Consider the following 17689-nt stretch of genomic DNA (forward strand, 5'->3'; position numbering starts at 1 on the left):
AAAATCAGGGGGAATAGAGATTCGGTGTGTTCACGCCATCGGAGACAAAAAAGATACGGGGTTGAAGCGGAGTGAAGAATAATAAAAACGTTCCATGTGACATCCTTAGCGCTATTCCTTTTAAGAAAATATAGGTAAAGGATAACAAGATGCTCATAGAGCTAATAGCATAAAGAAAGGACAAAACCTGAGTAAACTAATTGATTTGAATTGCAATAATTTCATTAAAACTAATAACAAGAAAGCAGAGCTTACGCCCTGCTCCCAGTCGTTTTTCGTTTTAGCTTGCGAGTTTTTGCAGCCCCATATTGACGATGCGGTCACCGATCATAGCCGCATCAATACCCAGAGAAGCCCCGCCGTTGCCACGAGCATTCAGGTTGGTATTGCCGGTATCACCCGCTACCGCGCTCTTGATCATCCCGACAGCCTTCATAAATTTATCCATGCTGCCTTTGGTCATGCCATCGTCATCCGGCTTACTCAGCGCCTTGGCCCAGGATTTGTCATCCTGCTTCGCCGTCTGCCAGTTATCTTTCTGGTATTCCGGCTTACCGAAGACTTCAGGATATTGATCCATAAACTGACCAATTTCTTTTGCCATCCCCCGATCTTCTTTATCCACGAAGTAACGGGTCGGACTGTCATTGTGCGTGCTGATGTTATTCAGCTCCTGCAAACCGGCTTTTTGCCCAACGCTCATCCCCAGCGTGCTACCCAATTGATTGAACGCCCCTGCGCCGCTCAAGCCTTGCAGACCGTTGTTACCCAGTTGCAGCGGTGAGTTCTGCCCTTGTGCCTGACTCAGGCCGTTGCCCAAAATCGCGGACAACGCATCGTTAACGCCTTGGGTATACGCCGAAATTTCCGGTGATGCAGGCTGTTTATTGCCAAACAGGCCGCCCTGTTGCTGTGACATACCGCCGCCCAGCAGATCCTCCAGCGCACTAAACAGCAGGCTGCCCATCATCGCGGTAGGATTCATGGCATTCATACCAGCCCCCAGCGCCCCACCTAAACCACCACCGAGTGCGCCACCCAATCCGCTGCCAAGGCTGCTCCCGAGACCACCGGCCAGACCGCCACCAAGGCCTTGTCCCAGCAATCCGCCGCCTAATCCGCCCAGGCTACTTCCTAGACCGCCGAGCGCACCGCCCAAACCGCCCCCCATACCACCGAGGCCACCGCCCATGCCGCCGCCCATCATGCTCCCCATGAACATCATGGTGGTCATGATATCGGACAGCTGTTCTGCAATATTGCTACGCTGGCCACCAAACCCCGATTGCGATGGCGATGCGCCATTTTGTGAAGACTGAGATTGAAATAAACCGCCGTTACCGCCCGCTTTGATCGTAATTTGCAAAGAAGTACCGCCACCAAGAGAATTAAGCATAATGTTTCCTCAATGAATAAATGGAGTATGAAAGCGCCAATAGGTTTGCGGTCAGCCCGCGTGATTGTGACACTCCCCCATTAAGTGATTTTCTTGCCTGCGCGGTTCCCGTTTTACACACGAAAACACATGACTTTTTTACGGTTCAGCGCGGAGGTAGACCGGCTAAACGCCACAATTCGTCGATCGCCACGACCGAGTCAGTCAACGTGGATAACGAGCGGCGTAACCGCAGAGTGTACTGCTCATCCAGGCTCAGGCTGCATGCAGGTAGCGCGTCAGCGTCCAGAAAGCGGCGTTGTAAAATTTGCCGCAGCATACCGGGATAATGTCGGGCAGGTGCTAACGTTAAGATGAGTTCAACCTGACGCGATGACACTGCCGTAAACCACAGCCTGACACCCGGTTGTACTCGCCAACACGCCGTCTGCGTGGTTTCCAGCGCAGAGAGAAAGTCATGCTGATTGTCGAATACTTCCGCTGGCTCACTCATCCACGCTTACCCTGCTGTAATCCGCCGGGCCATTGCGCAGGTCAGGCTGCCACCAGATGATGAGCTGTCGCGTTTCCGGCTGCGGACGACAGGTGACCGAAGCACAGTTGGCCACCTGCCGCGGTGAATTGCAGGCACTCAATAAAAATGCGATGAGCACCACTAACCACGTTTTATAGTTCATAAACATCTCCGGTAGTGGATAAGATTATTAATTTGATATCAGCACGTTACGTCGAGCAGGCTGGGGCGTTAGTGCAGGCTGCAAAGCCAGGAACACCTCACTGGATTCCCCCGGTGCCAGCGTCGTTTTCGGCCACACGGCCACCGCCAGCGTGCGGCTACTGGCACAGGCCGCTTCATCAAAACGCTGCGGCTGTGTGCCTCCGTTACGCACCACACCGACACTCAGGCGTACCTGGCCGTTGCCATACCACTGATAGCGCGTGCTGTCATAAATCAGACCCGACTGTGAGCGGCACACCTCTCCCAATCGCGCACCTTTGCTGTCGTCCTGAAACCCAGCAGGAAGCTGGCGACTGGCAAGATCGCGGAATGCGCCTTCAATCAGGCTATAGAGATCCGTTTTACCATTGCGTTGCGCTACGCGGTTCATGGCACCGTTCAACTGCTGGCGATTGACGGAGGACACGTAGCGCGTAGGATCGGTTTGATCGCCGACGAGATGCGGCGTAAGAATAAAAAGGCGCTCACGGCGAGAGACTTCATGACGCGTCGAGGTAAACAATTTTCCCAGCAGCGGAATATCGCCGAGGATCGGAATACGGCGATCGCGATCACCGCTCTCCTCGACGTGAAAACCGCCCAACACCAGCGCACGGTTCTCCCCAATCAGCGCCTGCGTACTGACAGTGCCGCGCTTCACGCCAGAGGCTTCCCCCTCTCGCCCTGTCTCGACCTGACCGTCTTCGATATCGATAACCAGTTGAATGCTGCGCTGTGCGCCTTCCCCGATCACCCGCGGTGTCACTTGCAGACTGGTGCCTGCCGTCACCGATTGAATGTCCGCAACGCGCTCACCCGTCGCCGTGATGAACGCCGTCCGGCTGAAATCGACAATTGCGGGCTGATTCTCCAGCGTTAGTACGGAAGGATTGGCGACGATGGAGGCAGTCCCTTCGCCCTCCAGCGCCTGAATATCGGCGAAGAAGCGCTTGAAATCACTGACGAACAGCGTGCTTCGTCCCATCATCATGGTGCTGCCCGCACTCACGTTGCCAAGCTGCGCCTGCCAGTTCGCTTCCAATCGCGACAGCGCGGTACGATCCACATCCAAAATAATGGCATCAATGTTGACCAGATTTTGCGGTACATCAATATGCTCGACGAGCTGTTGGTACTCCGCACGACGCTTCTCATCATCCCGAATCAACAATGCGTTATTGCGCACATCAGCGGAAATCTTGCCGCTTAGTGTCGCGCGGCCAGAAGCCTCACCGCTGCGCCCGGGACTATTGCGGGTTGCCAGCCGCGTCATCAACGAACGCGTACTGTCACGCATGGCGTCCATCCCCGTATCTGGCTGCACGGGCGTCGGGCCGGATGCCCCCGCCGGTGCCGCACGTTGACCGTCCATCAGCTCATTGAGAATGGTCGCGACGCCGGGAATCGTAACTTTTTGATCGCGGTATTGCAGCGTCCGGTCAGATACGGAGGCATAGCGCAGCGGGAAAATCATCACCTTACGCCGTTCGTCCTGCTTTTCCCGCTGCTGGCTAAAATTACGGATCAGATCGATATACGCCTGCGGTCCAGTAACCAGCACCACGCCCTCTTCAGGTAACTCCCCCCAGCCGAAGCGTGAATCGAGCAGCCCGATACCGCTGAGTGCCTGTTTGATGTCAGGCGCAGCATCCGGCGAGATCTCCAGACGCACCGATGCCTGTTCGTCCTGCGGGCTGACATACAGCGCATTGTTATACACGAACCACTGGAAACGATGCTCCAGCGCCAACCTATCGAGAAACAGCGTGGGGTTATCCGCCCGAATTTTCGCCGTCACCTCATTGTCCGCAATATTGCCCATCACCAAATCCACGCCGTGGCTGTTAGCGAAATCCGTCAAGATCGCCGACAGCGGCGTTTGCTCGGCAGAATACGCATACGCCCCTTTATTCCAGTCGGCTGGCGTGGCGGCGTGCGCCAGCGAAATCACCCCGTTCACAGGGATAATCCCAGTCAGCACGACCGCCCAGCAAAACCAGCGATAGGCCACCAGCAAAATGCTATACGATCCATTACGCATCAATCCCTTACGCATGTCGTTCTCCTTGCAAAAAAGCCAGCGTGCTCAGATTAAGTGGGGCGGAAATAGGCGCTTTTTCTCGCGATGTGAGCAGGCCCAGCCAGGCGTCCCGTTGATTAAGTAAGGTTTCCAGGCTGCGGCATAACTGCATGACGTCGTCGGCATCGGGCCGCATCCATAGCCAGAACTGCTCATCCTGCGGTGAGAGCGAAAGTACCGCCGTATCCTCCTGAAACTGCGCTCGGGCGGCATCAGCCAACTGTAATGCGCGTGTCAGCATCGGCTCATCCGGCACCGTGTGCAGCGGAATAGCCGCACTGCACGCCACGCCCGATGACTGCCGCACCATCGCCACCGCGCCGCCATCAATCTCCAGCTTCAACATCGATGTTCCACCGTTTAGCCAGCGTTCCAACATCATGGCTAACTCAGTTGAAGTCATTGATGATGGCCTTTGCCAAACCGTGTTTGACGCTCAACAGTTGCCCGACAGCCCAACTGGCATTGGAATAATCCATACTGGCTTCAAAAAAAGCGTAGCTATCCGCTTGGCTGGCACCTCCTTCGGCAACATTCAGCGCAATATCATCAAGTTGTTGCTGAGAATCGACCAGGTGCGCGTCAAGGCGACGTTGCATGGGGTTAAGGGACATAGCACTCTCTCCTCATAGGGTATTTTCTTCACAAGACAGGTTTCGGTCGTCAACCTGATGTTTGGGTCGCTAACCTAAGGTTTTAGTCATTGACCTGATAGTGAGTGGTTAACCCCAGCGTGCAGTTCCCACCGTTCGAAGGTGATTTCACATCGCGGCGGAATGATCGGGAGGAATGAGCTGCTGTGTCGCCTGCCGCCAGCTCAGCGACATCACGCCATGCGCCGTAATCAGCTTCATGGCATCGTTATCCAGAGCCTCATCGCTGGCGAGACGCCACGCCAAATGCGGATGCGCGTCTAACCAGTTTTGTACATCGGCAAGCTGGCCGGGATGGCAGTACAGCGTTCCCCTACTCTCCCCTTGCTGTTGCTTCAGCAGTTGCCGCAGTAAGGCATGGTGACGCGACGGCGCAGGCGTCTTATCCAGCAAGTGTGCCAACGCATCGCGCAGCAGTTGTCCGGCTTGCGTAACGATGGTTTGCTCAAGGTGCAGCCTGTCTTGTCGAACGCCTTGCAGGAGCGTATTTGCCTGCTGCCAGAACGCAGCTTCTGCGTTTTCGACCGCCTGCTCACAGAGCGTTTGGGCACGTTCGTTCGCCTGTGCCACGATCGTATCCGCCTGCGCATTAGCCTCTTCCCAGAGTGTCCGACTACGCCGATGTGCTGCGACCCGCTCCGCCGGAATAATCACCGTTTCATCCCGACTTACGCCGGGTAATGTCACAAACGTCTTTGTCTTCAGCATGCTTCGTCCTTAGCAAAATGAATAAAAATTAGCCGGTTATACGGATGCTGACGCCTTCCAGATTAAGGCATCGCACAGTGCATTCAGCCGGGCGGCAGGTAATGACATGGCCGGAGCCTGGCAGTGAGCACCCCAATCACGGGGAAAGAGCAATCGCAGACGCGGCCAGCACGTTTCACCATAGCGAACGCGCAACAGCATCAAGGCGTCTTGATAGCGCGATGTCGAGGGCACTGACGTTGATTGAACAGAAAATGCGGCCGATGTCGGTAGCCATAAACCCGGCCGCAGCGCCTTTGCCAACCGCTCACACCATATGGCCTCTGCATCAGCGTGATTCGGTTCACGTAAAGGCTGACACACCCGTGCCATCAGGCGTAACACCGTTTCCCGCTGCGCCGTATCTAGCGCTCCCATTTGTATCAGCGAGGCCAACGGATCCGGCGGCAGCACCAGCGGCAGAGAAAAATAGCGATTAAGCTGTACAGCATTCACATGCAACCAGTCGCGGCGCTGTGGTGAATCAGGCAACATAACGCCATCCGTCCACCAACTGGGATCCGCTTGTAACAGACAGTCCTCTACCCACCAGGTCACCCACGCAAGTGGTGTGATGCCATCCGGTTCGCGCCCTCTGCTTTGCGCTTGTGTTGTCATGGTGACGACGACGCCCTCGCTTTTTTCTGCTGCCATTGTCTCAGGTAAGGCGTGCCAACGCGCCAGCCTAATAGCCCAGCCAGCATCAGGCCAAACAGCCCGGCGCTCCACTGCCAGCGCTTCATCTCATCTGGCGTCAGCGTGAACGGCCCCAGCGTAACAACGGGGATCGTGTCCTGATACGGTTCAGCCGGAACAAAAACGATCGCCAGCTCTTTATCATCCTTACCAGACAGACCGGGAATACTGCTAGCGACCATCCGACGGATACGCTGCTCCATCCCATCCGGTTCCAGTTCGGCACGATATTTAATAAACACCGCCGCTGAGGCGGGCTGAACCGGCTCCCCAGGCGCGATACGCTCGGGCAACACCACATGCACCCGTGCTACCAGCACGCCATCGATCTGCGCCAGCGTGGCTTCCACCTCCTGCGACAGGGCATAGATATAGCGAGCCCGCTCTTCCAACGGCGTCGAGATCACGCCACTTTTCTGAAAGACTTCCCCCAGATTGGTGCGCGACTGCTTCGGTAAGCCCGCCGCATTCAGAATGTTGACGGCGCGCTCCATATTTTTTGCATCAATCACCAGCGTAACGCCGGTTTTGTCTACCCGTTTCTCGGCACCGATCTGATAGCGACCAAGCATTGAAATCGCCTCGTTGGCATCGTTCTCCGACAGCCCGCGATTCAGCTCAATCGGCTCGCCGCAGCCAGCCAATAATCCGATCAGCAGGAGAAACACTCGCTTATCGATTTTCATAGGCCGCTACTGTAAGTTGGTGAGTTTTTCCAGACTTTGCACACTTTTCGCCACCAGCTTGGCGCTCAGCAGGCTCTCCAGATAGAACGACGACAGCGTTCGGGTCGCATCCAGCACGTCCTTGGGATTATTGGAGCGCATCGACTGGCTGATGTCGCGTTCGGCAGATTTGAAGACGCCATTCAGTCCCTGAGATTTTTCCGCCAGCGCGCCCAGCCACTGACTATTACCGCTTTCTGCCGTCATCGGTGCCGACGACAACGCCGCACTAAACCAGGAAACATCCTGATCGTTGGCGGAAAAGGAAAAAGACGTGCCGTTGCCCGCCAGCGGAGCATCCCCCGGTTGAGCCAGCGTCGTAGCGTGGTTGATTTTCATGGTGTGGATTCCATCGCGGACGGGATAAAATAAAGCCGGAGCATAGCCCCGGCTCGTTGACTCACGATCAGAACTGGATAGCTTTCGCCGCTTTCTGCCCGGAGTTCATTGATTTGGAAGCAGAATCCATCTGACCATCCAGAATGGAGTTTTCCGTATCCAGCGCAATTTTCTGTGCCTGAGCGCCAGCTGCACGAGTCAGAGAACCCGCCATCGCGGTATCCAGAGTTTGAGAAGCCGCCTGAGATGCAACCTGAGAAAGTCCTAAAGCCATGATATATCTCCAAATATGATGAATGTTTACGGTAGTGAACTGTCATGCTGTACATACAGTCATCTTGTTCATTCATTAAGTAGAGATCGGGCTGACGGAGTTCCCGCTGAGAGGTAATTCTTTCAGTAAATTGTATTCGAGGGGAAGAACTAGCCCAGTTTTATCAATCTTTCCGACCGTTAGCTGGCGATCATTTTCCTTTAAAATAGCAAAGACCATGATTGCGCCTGCCGAAAGCGCACGCGTGGTTTTGATTTGTAGGATCGTTTACGCCATTCTTCTGTCTCTGTAATGGCTGATAAACGCTGTACCGTTGGCAAGGATGCGATATCTGAATCTATGCCGCTTTTATTTCCGTCATACTGCCGGATGATCGCTATGCTCGCCTTAACGACGAATACTGGATTGTGGTTCAGACTGGTTTCAATTTCACTTAGCAGCGCACTGCTGGCCCTAGTGCTTGGGCAAGCCATTGTCGCCAGGCTGGAGCAAACAGAGCTGCTGAACTATAGCGAGGAGGTACTCAATCAGGGAACTGCCGTCGCGAATGAAGGTCGGGAAACCATCAACCGGGTGCTGACGCTGAATAACGCGCCTTGCTCCAATGCCGATCTAAAAGAATTGCGCCTGCTCTCTTTTTACTCCGTTTATCTACGCGATATCGGGCGTATCAAAAATAACTATCTCATCTGCTCTGCTGGCTGGGGAATACTCAACCCTCCGATTTATTTGCTGCCGCCAAACCTGACGACGCCCGATGGTGTACAACTGTGGACCGCAATGAAAGATGTGGTTGATCCACGTATTACCGCGGATATGGCAAGCCTCAACGGTGTAGTCACCATCACCGCCGCCGCCGCATTTCGCCGTTTAACTCAGCCGCCCGCCCAGCATAGCGCGATGCTACTCACGCGTAATCTGGACCACGTCTATCAAAAATTTGGCGACATAGACCTGCCTGCGTTTAAGCAGACACGGCAACAAAATAACGCGTGGCTGACCATGGGAAAACGCCAAACGTTTTCCTGTGTGTCAAATCGGGATATCTGCGTACTGGCTCAGTTGGATTCTGCGGGTATTCTGCATCATCCTTGGTATGTCATCCTCTCCCTTCTGTTTCTCGGGTCGCTGATTGGTGCTGGCTCTACCTTCTCCTATCAGCTCTACTACGATCGGCATCAGGCTTTGCCATCACAGCTAAAACGCGCGATCAAACACCAACGGTTTCAGGTACATTATCAGCCGCTGATCAGCCTGCCACAGCGTGCCATTATTGGCGTAGAAGCGTTGGCGCGTTGGAAAAACGAGCACGGCGACAACGTATCGCCGGAATATTTCATCAATATCGCAGAAGAAATGGGCTATTTAACGGATCTGACTCGAATCATTACGCGTCAGGCATTGCATGATATGCAGCCGTATCTCACGCAGGAAACCCCCTTCCTCCTCAGCATTAATCTGTCGGTAACCGATATTGTTTCACCTGACTATCACCACTTCCTCCAGAATATGTGTGACGAACTGGGGATAGACAGAGCGCGTGTCATGTTAGAACTGACCGAACGATCGAGCACATCCCATCAGACGCTGGCCAACGGTCTTGAAGCATTGCGACGCGCAGGCTATAAGGTCGCACTTGATGATTTCGGCACGGGGTATTCCAATCTGGATTATCTGAGCCACTTATCGTTCGATATGATCAAGATTGACAAGGTTTTCGTCGGTGCCATCGGCACGGACTCGGTCAATGCTGCCATGGCGGACCTGCTCTTCACCTTGGTCAAAAAACTGGACGTCCCTGTGATTATCGAAGGGGTAGAAACACGCGAACAGGCCGCTTACATCCTGCAGCAGTGTCCTTCAGCGATGATACAAGGATGGTATTTCAGTAAAGCGGTCGCATTAGGCGATCTACCGGATATTCGTCACTATCAGTGTCCACCGATAGAAACGGCGTAACCTGAAAGCAGGTCTACCGTCAAAGGTAGACCTACCATCATCGTCCACGGTATCCGGGTGTTGAAACGATCGGTTTACACAGTCGTCATGCGTTTATCATGCCTGACACGTTTCCCCGCCCCCTGCGCACATTTCTCGCACCGTCACGTTAAGCACTTTCAGGCGATGATAGAGCGTTCGTTTGGGGATCCCCAATTCCACAATCACATCGTCAATACAGTGGTCGTGGCGACGCAGCGCATCCTGAATCAGAAATTTTTCAATCCGCTTTAATCGGTCTTTTAGTTGCAAAGGGCGCGGGTGCAACAGCGGCTGAATTTCAGCCAGCGGTGGTAGCCCCAGCGCCCAGCGATCCGCGGCAGCTTTCAGTTCGCGGATATTGCCCGGCCAACTGTGGGTCAGCAGTTGCTCGTAAATTTCCGCCGTCATCGGTGGCAATGTCATTCGCAGGCGTACCGCCGCTTCCTGACTAAAACGCTGAAACAGCGGCAGAATGAGATCGCTGCGGGAACGCAGGGTCGGCAACTGAATTTTTACCGTATCCAGACGGAAATAAAGATCGCGTCGAAACAATCCTTTCTCTACCAGTTGCAGCAGCGGCGTTTGCGTCGCCACAATCACGCGCATATCCACGGGAGTGAACTGGGTGCTCCCCAGCCGCTTAACACCACGGCTTTCCAGCACGCGTAGCATCTTGGCTTGTAGCGTCATGGGCATACTGTCGATCTCATCCAGAAATAGGATCCCCTTATCCGCACTTTCCAGATAACCGGCGCGGGAGCGGTTAGCCCCGGTATACGCGCCCGATACCACGCCAAACAGCTCACTTTCAGCCAGATTTTCCGGCACGGCGGCACAGTTCACCGCCACCAAAGGGCCGCTGCATTGAGAAATTCGATGGATCCGGTTTGCCAACGTATCTTTCCCTGTCCCCGTTTCGCCTTCAAGAACGATATCGACATTGAGAGGAGCAATAACATTGATGATTGGCGACAGCGATGAGTGAATATCTTCAGCCGTATGCGTGGAATAGCTCGACGGTGACGAGGAATATTCTAGTGATCGGTTTGTTAATGGAGGATTTTCTAATGCCGAGTTCTCTGATGATGAATGCCCTAATGATGAATTTCCTAATGATGAATTCCCTGATGATGAATAGTGCTGTCTGTCCTGACGGTAATGATTATTCATTAACTACTCCTGAGCCCAAACGGGCTAACTCACTGCTTTCCATAACATGGGGCGTACCACCGCATTTCTTCGCGTAGCGCACACCGATTCATCACTGGTGGAACATTGACAAGCATTACCGTCATTGAATAATGAAACCATCAGGCATCGCTGAACATCAGGTAGGAATTCCAGAGGGATTTGTAGGGAAATGCCTACAAAAAATCGGCCAAAATGAGTAAAAACAGCCCGTTACTCTTTCAGATAATTCGCAGGAAAACGAAAAGATATTGTCAGGAAATTGTTAGCTTCAGCAAAAGGGATTCACCGACCGTTGAATCCCTTTTATCTGTTATCGCTTCGCGATCCCATTGCTAGGGAATGAGCTTTTTACTAAAGACGTATTTCACGATCTCTACATTGGTACTGAACTGCATTTTTTCCATCAGTCGCGCTTTATGGGTACTGACCGTTTTGTTGCTGATGGCCAGCTCATTGGCGATAGTGTTAATCCCCATACCCTGCGCAAACATAATCATGATTTGGTGCTCTCTGGCCGTCAGGATATCGTGCTCGGCTCTGCCGCCCTCCGTGTAATTGGAAAATACCAGTTGCTCAGCAATAGTGTGATCGATATAGCGTGCTCCCTGCGCCACACGCCGGATAGCCGCCAGCAGCGCTTCTGGGTCTTTATCTTTGGTGATGTAGCCTCTGGCACCGCTTTTCAGGGCATGCTGTGCAATCTGCGCCTCGCTGTACATGCTGAGCACCAGAATCGGTAGACGCGGATATTGCGCCACCACGCGTGAAATCAGCGCTTCACCGCTGATACCGGGCATCGACATATCCAGCAGCAGCAAATCGGGCGCCACGCTGCGCAACTGCGCCAGCACCTGTGCACCATTTCCTGCTTCAGCGACGACGCTCAGCGAGTCATCCAGCGCGAAGATCTGCTTGAGTCCTTCACGCATGATGACGTGATCGTCGGCGATCATTAAACGTATTTGTTTGCCCATCGCTCATTTCTTCCTTTTGTTATTCTTGTCCCGTGATTAACGGATATAGCCATTTTTAGGAAACGTTAACTGCACCTGCGTACCTTTGCCGGGCGCACTTTCAATGATGACTTCGCCCCCCAGCATGCGACCTCGCTCCTTCATACTCATCAGGCCAAAGGCGTTTTTATTTTTCGCGTGGGAATCAAACCCTTTACCGTTATCCTTGATGCACAGCACGACGCAGTCCTGCTGGTTTTCCAGCGTAATGATCACCTGTGTGGCAGCCGCATAGCGCGCCACGTTAGTCAACGACTCCTGAGCGACGCGAAATGCCGCGGTAGTGCTTTCATCGTTCAGTGCCAACGTTTCCCCCGGCGTTCTCAGCAGGCAGGTTGCGCTATAGTGTCGATTAAATTCGTCACACAGCCATTCCAGCGCGGGCGTTAGCCCCATGTTTAATACATTCGGCCTGAGTCGCGTCGAGACGTTGCGCACCACCTGAATCGTTTGGTCAGCCAGCTGCATCAGCTTTTGCAGATGCGCCTGCATCTCTGGATTTTCCTTCGCAAAGCACATGCGCATCAGCGACAGGCTCATGCGAATCGTGGTCAGGTGCTGCCCTAGCTCGTCGTGAATTTCCTGTGCGATATGCTTACGCTCTTCCTCGCGTGAAATCTCACGCTGACGTGCCAGCAAGCGCAGTTGCATATGTGAATCGGCCAGCTTCTTCTCCGCATAGCGAATAGCGGTAATGTCTCGCCCCACGGTCAGAATGGAAACCAGTGCGCCACGCTGGTCGAACTCCGGCACGCAGCGAATATGGTGAATATTCTGATGACGCTGATCGCCTTTCCCTAGCTCTTCCATCACTTCGCCTTCCGCACTGCTGCGGGTATCAAGAACCTGCTTCACCAACTGCTCCATGCGGATGGCGCACCCCGCTCCGGGCATCAGCTCCGTAATCATTCGCCCCCGAAGCTGCTCTACGGTAAATTCCAAATGTTTCAAACTGGCAGGATTGGCATACAGGCAATTCAGGCCGGGATCGAAGCGAATAATCAAATCCGGTGAATTTTCTACCAGCGCGCGAAATTCCTGATCCCTCGCGTAAGCCAACTGTTCGATGTGTTTACGTTCCCTGATATCTCTGACTACACACATGCTGTAGCTGCGTCCTTTATGTTGGAAATGCGTTAGATTGACCTCGACCGGAATCGTCATGCCGTAACGTGTGAGGTGCCGGGTTTCAAACGTCGTGCCCACGCCAGATTCATACTCCTGCAACCAGTCAGGCGAACGGTGCTCGGCGGCCCAGCAGGGATCGATATCGGCAACGCTCAGATGCATGAATTCCGCGATGCTGTAGCCCAGCGTCTGACTGGCAGCCTCATTGACATAACAAAAACGCTGATCTGAATTGACGATATAAATCGCGTCCTTGATACGGCTAAACGCAAAATCCACCAGCTCCAGTTCGGGGGCCTTGGTTTGTTCATCGGAACGAAAAGGTTGGGTAAACATCATTGCCATCTCCTTATTTGAATTAAGACATTGGTGCAGCCACCCGCCGTGCAGGTCGCGCAATACGGCGTCTCAACATTCCAGAAGATGGACAGGAAACCCTGCAACGGCTAAATGCGACCTGATACCACGGTGTGCGGCCTGCGTCCTGAGCGGCAACCGCCCTATTGAATCAGGCGGTCACCACATCAAGCAGTGAAAAACGGCGGCGGCAGACACGTCCTTTCGTCCCGTGGGATAGCGTCAGGATTCAACGGCCTGACGGATCACACCGCGGGCACGAGACAGTCGTGACCGCACCGTACCGATGGGGATCCCCAACTGCAATGCGAGATCCTGATAGCTGGCATCGGTGTCCAGCAGTTGCATTAGCATCTGACGGGTATCCTCCGGCAATGAGACGATGGCATCCATCGCGCGTTTCAGGGCTCGCTGGCTTTCGGTAATGGCGCCGGGGTCGAGTTCTATCGCGATATGTTCCAGCATCTCATCGCCCATTTCCTGAGCGCGCTGTCGTGCCTGTTTGAAATAGTTGCGCACCAGATTAAGAGCAATGCCGAACACCCACGTCTCCGGCCGCGATGCCCCCGCAAATTTATCCTGATGTTTGAGCACTTCCAGGTAGGTCATTTGCTGTAAATCCTCAACGTCATCATGGTTGCTGACGCGTTTGCGGATAAAGTTATGCAATTTCTTTCCGTGTTGACGAAACACCTGTTCCCAATCGACAGCTAGCGCCGGGTAAAGCGAAGGGGTCTGTTCGGTGTGTTTCAGGGTAGACATTTCCATTTGCTGACTCTCCGTTGTTGTGCCCTATTGGCAAAAACGGAAGAGCAAGCCTTGTGCCAGCCCGGAATAATTTTTATCCAACTGATTTTTAATCAGTTATTTTTTACTTTGCTTTTTATCGCGCCACTTGTTGCCAACGCCAACGGCGTGAAATTGCAAGTTATTGCAATCAGTAAAACGGCATTTAATCCAATCCGCCATCAAATTCAGCCTGCTCCGATGACTTCACATCGGGGAACCCATCCTTTTCTGCGTCCACACAGCAATACATGCGTATCACTGCACGTTCACACCACGACACGTAGCCGATTCATTCAGGATGACATCATGATCAAAATACCGACGGTTCTCCCCACTAGCAGCGCCCTGCCGCGCCCTGTCGTCGTGGATGACGATCCCGTGCCACAGGTTGCGATACAGCAAACAAGTTCGCTACACGCTTCACCCGGTTCTCCGCTTTCGACCTCAATGGAGGAAGTGGCCATGGCGTTTGGCGAGCAGGCCGAACGCAGGAGTAAATCGCTGAATCGGCGTCAAATCGCCCAGCAGCCAGAAGCGCGCGCCACTGCCAACGTCGAACGGATCGAGAAACTGACGGAACTGTTCAAAATGTTGGAAAATCCGTCGCAAAGTACCCTCGATCAGCAGCTAAGCCGCATGCGCGATCTGTTGATGCGGCAAGGTTCTCCATCTCTTGACGCAGTGCTGGAGGCCGCAGGCAACGATCCGGCACGCGGGGATATTCTGCTGCGCCACATCCAACAGCAATCCGCGCAGCAGCCTGAGCTGGCAACAGCGGCAGACAATGCGCTACAGCAGTTGCATCAAGAGAAAGGACCGGAAGTTCGGGCTGGCCTGAATACGGCAACGGCCATTGCACTGTTCAGTACGCAGCCGGAACAAAAACAGGCGATGCGCGAGCTGTACTACCAGAAAATCGTGCATCAGCAGTCGGCCAGTGCGCTGCTGGATTCCCTGTTGGAACGCTTTGATGCTGCGACATTTTCCATTGGGCTGCGCACGTTGCAGCGCGCATTAGCGGCGGATATTGCCTCACTGACGCCGTCTATTTCAAAAGCCGTTCTCAGTAAGATGCTGAGCAATCTCAACGATTCCCGTCACCTGAGCCACACGCTGTCATCCAGCCAGACGCTGCTCACTCGATTAGCGAACAAAGTGCCCGCATTTACGCTGGGTGCCGTGGAATTGACGCGTCGTTTGATTGGCCTGAGCGCCAACGGTGCCTACGCCCGCGATCTGCATAATCTCGGTCGGGAAGTCGCCGGTACCCAGGTGCAGCATCAAGCCATGTTTTTCAGCGCCCTGCTGCCGCTCGTCAGCGACCTGCCACATCCGCTGTGGCGAGACAGCAAAAATCGGCAAACGGCGCTGCAACTAATACGCGGCATGATTGGCGATATCGCCCAATACGAGAAACAGCAGGTCAAAAGTACTCAGCATGATGATCTGACGCAGCCAAAACAGCCCCCGCACACGCCGGATAAGGGGCAGCCATGAATCTGTTGATTATCTGGCTAAATCGCATTGCGCTGAGCGCGATGCAGCGCTCGGAGGTGGTGGGCGCGGTGATCGTCATGTCTATCGTTTTCATGATGATCATCCCGCTGCCCACCGGGCTGATCGATGTACTGATCGCGCTTAATATCTGTGCCTCCTCCTTGCTGATTGTGCTGGCGATGTACCTGCCTAAACCGCTGGCTTTCTCGACGTTTCCGGCTGTACTGCTGCTGACCACCATGTTCCGGCTGGCGATCTCCATTTCCACCACGCGCCAAATTCTGCTCCAGCAGGACGGCGGCCATATCGTTGAGGCTTTCGGTAACTACGTGGTGGGCGGGAATCTGGCGGTCGGTCTGGTTATTTTCCTGATTCTGACGGTAGTGAATTTTCTGGTCATCACCAAAGGCTCTGAACGTGTGGCCGAGGTGGCGGCACGCTTCACGCTCGATGCGATGCCCGGTAAACAGATGTCCATCGACAGCGATCTCCGCGCAGGGTTAATCGAAGCCCATCAGGCACGGCAGCGGCGGGAAAATCTGGCGAAAGAAAGCCAGCTGTTCGGGGCAATGGACGGCGCGATGAAATTCGTTAAAGGCGATGCGATTGCGTCGCTGGTTATCGTGTTCATCAACATGATCGGCGGCTTTGCCATCGGCGTGTTGCAACACAATATGGCCGCGTCCGATGCCATGCACGTCTACTCGGTATTAACCATCGGAGATGGGCTGATCGCCCAGATTCCGGCACTGCTGATTTCATTGACCGCCGGGATGATCATTACTCGCGTCTCGGCCGACGGGCAAAAAGTGGATGCCAATATTGGTCGAGAAATCGCTGAACAGCTCACCAGCCAGCCCAAGGCGTGGATCATTTCGTCTATCGGCATGTTTGGCTTTGCGCTGCTGCCGGGGATGCCAACGCTAGTGTTTGTCGCCATCAGCTTGTCCTCGCTCGGCAGTGGTCTGTTTCAGCTCTGGCGCATCAAGCAACAGGGGCAGTTAGATGCCAGCCAGTTGGAAGCGGATAACATGCCTGCCGAACAGAACGGCTATCAGGATCTGCGGCGTTTCAACCCCACACGCGCCTACCTGCTGCTATTTCATCCCGTCTGGCAAGGGCAGCCGACAGCGACGGCGCTGGTGCAAAATATCCGTCGTCTACGTAACCGGCTGGTCTACCGTTTTGGCTTTACGCTGCCGTCCTTTGATATCGAATTCAGCGACCGTCTGGCGGAAGATGAATTCCAGTTTTGCGTCTATGAAATTCCCTATGTTAAAGCCACGTTTGTCACCGACCAGTTGGCGGTTGCCAGTGGTGCCATCGAACAGGCTGACGCGACGATCGCCACGCCGGGCCACACGCTACGGGATGAAAGCCAGTGGCTATGGCTGCCGATAGCGCATGTCGCTGAGCAGCCGGACGACGTGCCGCGTTGGACATCAGATGAACTGATTCTGGCTCGCATGGAACAGGCCATTCACCGCACGGGTTCACAGTTCATCGGCTTGCAGGAAACCAAATCTATTCTGGCCTGGCTGGAGAGTGAACAGCCGGAGTTGGCGCAGGAGCTACAGCGCATCATGCCGCTTTCACGTTTTGCCAGCGTACTGCAACGGCTGGCTTCCGAACGTGTACCGCTGCGGTCGGTGCGCCCTATCGCCGAAGCGCTGATTGAAGTCGGCCAACACGAACGGGACACGCTGGCACTGACCGACTACGTGCGTCTGGCACTCAAATCACAAATTTGCCACCAGTACAGCGATGAAAACAACCTCGCCGTCTGGCTACTGACGCCGGAAAGCGAAGAACTGCTGCGTGATGCGCTACGCCAGACGCAGAACGAAACTTTCTTCGCCCTGACGCAGGACTACGCCTCAACGTTGCTCAGCCAATTGCGGCAGGCGTTTCCACCGCTCTCGTCACAAAGCAGTCTGGTGCTGGTAGCGCAGGATTTACGCAGCCCGCTACGCACGCTGCTACAGGACGAATTTCACCACGTCCCCGTACTGTCCTTCACCGAACTGGAATCCACTCTGTCGATCAACGTCATTGGACGCCTTGATCTTTACGATTCCCCCGATCCCTTTAGCGCATAGGAAGACA

The 17689-nt window shown here is 54.2% G+C and carries 18 protein-coding genes; 3 read left to right on the forward strand and 15 right to left on the reverse strand.

All coding sequences use genetic code 11. From position 1 onward, the window contains the following. Positions 1–280: 280 nt before the first annotated feature. The 11 genes from A0G03_RS02195 to A0G03_RS02245 all read right to left on the reverse strand — a co-directional run bounded on the left by A0G03_RS02195 (position 281) and on the right by A0G03_RS02245 (position 7628). Positions 281–1396: a type III secretion protein HrpN gene (locus A0G03_RS02195; RefSeq protein WP_048259979.1), complete on the reverse strand. Its 1116-nt coding sequence runs from the start codon at positions 1394–1396 to the stop codon at positions 281–283. A gap of 145 nt (positions 1397–1541) precedes the next feature. After that, positions 1542–1889 (reverse strand): hypothetical protein, encoded by a 348-nt coding sequence (locus tag A0G03_RS02200; protein ID WP_048259978.1) that lies wholly within the window; start codon positions 1887–1889, stop codon positions 1542–1544. Next, positions 1882–2073, reverse strand: coding sequence for an HrpT family type III secretion system protein (hrpT, locus tag A0G03_RS02205; protein ID WP_048259977.1), 192 nt, complete (start codon positions 2071–2073; stop codon positions 1882–1884). The genes A0G03_RS02200 and hrpT overlap by 8 nt, the downstream gene beginning before the upstream one ends. 27 nt (positions 2074–2100) lie before the next feature. Continuing rightward, positions 2101–4170 (reverse strand): type III secretion system outer membrane ring subunit SctC, encoded by a 2070-nt coding sequence (sctC, locus tag A0G03_RS02210; protein ID WP_048259976.1) that lies wholly within the window; start codon positions 4168–4170, stop codon positions 2101–2103. Beyond that, positions 4163–4597, reverse strand: a complete 435-nt coding sequence (locus A0G03_RS02215; RefSeq protein ID WP_048259975.1) for a type III secretion system chaperone — start codon at positions 4595–4597, stop codon at positions 4163–4165. The genes sctC and A0G03_RS02215 overlap by 8 nt, the downstream gene beginning before the upstream one ends. Further along, positions 4584–4808: a type III secretion protein HrpF gene (locus A0G03_RS02220; RefSeq protein WP_048259974.1), complete on the reverse strand. Its 225-nt coding sequence runs from the start codon at positions 4806–4808 to the stop codon at positions 4584–4586. Before A0G03_RS02220 ends, A0G03_RS02215 begins: the two co-directional genes overlap by 14 nt. A gap of 147 nt (positions 4809–4955) precedes the next feature. After that, positions 4956–5555, reverse strand: coding sequence for a type III secretion system stator protein SctL (sctL, locus tag A0G03_RS02225; protein ID WP_048259973.1), 600 nt, complete (start codon positions 5553–5555; stop codon positions 4956–4958). Between the two features lie 36 nt (positions 5556–5591). Beyond that, the gene (locus tag A0G03_RS02230) at positions 5592–6212 is read right to left on the reverse strand and encodes a hypothetical protein (RefSeq protein ID WP_048260553.1); all 621 of its coding nucleotides are present in this window, start codon (positions 6210–6212) and stop codon (positions 5592–5594) included. Further along, positions 6209–6976 (reverse strand): type III secretion system inner membrane ring lipoprotein SctJ, encoded by a 768-nt coding sequence (gene sctJ / locus A0G03_RS02235; protein WP_048259972.1) that lies wholly within the window; start codon positions 6974–6976, stop codon positions 6209–6211. Before sctJ ends, A0G03_RS02230 begins: the two co-directional genes overlap by 4 nt. A 6-nt stretch (positions 6977–6982) precedes the next feature. Further along, positions 6983–7354 carry an EscI/YscI/HrpB family type III secretion system inner rod protein gene (locus tag A0G03_RS02240; protein ID WP_048259971.1) on the reverse strand — a complete coding sequence of 124 codons (372 nt, stop codon included), beginning with the start codon at positions 7352–7354 and terminating at the stop codon, positions 6983–6985. Positions 7355–7421: 67 nt separating this feature from the next. After that, a complete protein-coding gene (locus tag A0G03_RS02245; protein WP_048259970.1) occupies positions 7422–7628 on the reverse strand; it encodes a type III secretion system major pilin HrpA in 207 nt (68 codons plus the stop codon). Positions 7629–8006: 378 nt separating this feature from the next. On the opposite strand from A0G03_RS02245, the gene A0G03_RS02250 reads away from it, so the two are divergent. Further along, positions 8007–9587: an EAL domain-containing protein gene (locus tag A0G03_RS02250; protein WP_048260551.1), complete on the forward strand. Its 1581-nt coding sequence runs from the start codon at positions 8007–8009 to the stop codon at positions 9585–9587. Between the two features lie 96 nt (positions 9588–9683). Here the strand turns inward: A0G03_RS02250 and A0G03_RS02255 are convergent, their stop codons facing one another. From A0G03_RS02255 to A0G03_RS02270, 4 genes are all read right to left on the reverse strand, one after another. Further along, on the reverse strand, positions 9684–10778 hold the full coding sequence (locus A0G03_RS02255; protein WP_048259969.1) for a sigma 54-interacting transcriptional regulator: 1095 nt from the start codon (positions 10776–10778) through the stop codon (positions 9684–9686). Between the two features lie 353 nt (positions 10779–11131). Continuing rightward, entirely contained in the window at positions 11132–11773 is a 642-nt protein-coding gene (locus A0G03_RS02260; RefSeq protein ID WP_048259968.1) for a response regulator transcription factor, read from the reverse strand. A gap of 36 nt (positions 11774–11809) precedes the next feature. Beyond that, positions 11810–13279 (reverse strand): PAS domain-containing sensor histidine kinase, encoded by a 1470-nt coding sequence (locus A0G03_RS02265; protein WP_048259967.1) that lies wholly within the window; start codon positions 13277–13279, stop codon positions 11810–11812. A 240-nt stretch (positions 13280–13519) separates the two neighbouring features. Next, positions 13520–14065 carry an RNA polymerase sigma factor gene (locus A0G03_RS02270; protein ID WP_048259966.1) on the reverse strand — a complete coding sequence of 182 codons (546 nt, stop codon included), beginning with the start codon at positions 14063–14065 and terminating at the stop codon, positions 13520–13522. A gap of 327 nt (positions 14066–14392) precedes the next feature. Between A0G03_RS02270 and sctW the strand changes: the two genes are divergently transcribed. Both sctW and sctV read left to right on the forward strand, forming a co-directional pair. After that, a complete protein-coding gene (gene sctW / locus A0G03_RS02275; RefSeq protein WP_048260549.1) occupies positions 14393–15583 on the forward strand; it encodes a type III secretion system gatekeeper subunit SctW in 1191 nt (396 codons plus the stop codon). Continuing rightward, complete coding sequence (gene sctV / locus A0G03_RS02280) at positions 15580–17682, forward strand: type III secretion system export apparatus subunit SctV (RefSeq protein WP_048259965.1); 2103 nt, start codon at positions 15580–15582, stop codon at positions 17680–17682. Before sctW ends, sctV begins: the two co-directional genes overlap by 4 nt. Positions 17683–17689 lie beyond the last annotated feature (7 nt).

The organism is Pectobacterium peruviense (assembly GCF_002847345.1).
Taxonomy (GTDB): domain Bacteria; phylum Pseudomonadota; class Gammaproteobacteria; order Enterobacterales; family Enterobacteriaceae; genus Pectobacterium; species Pectobacterium peruviense.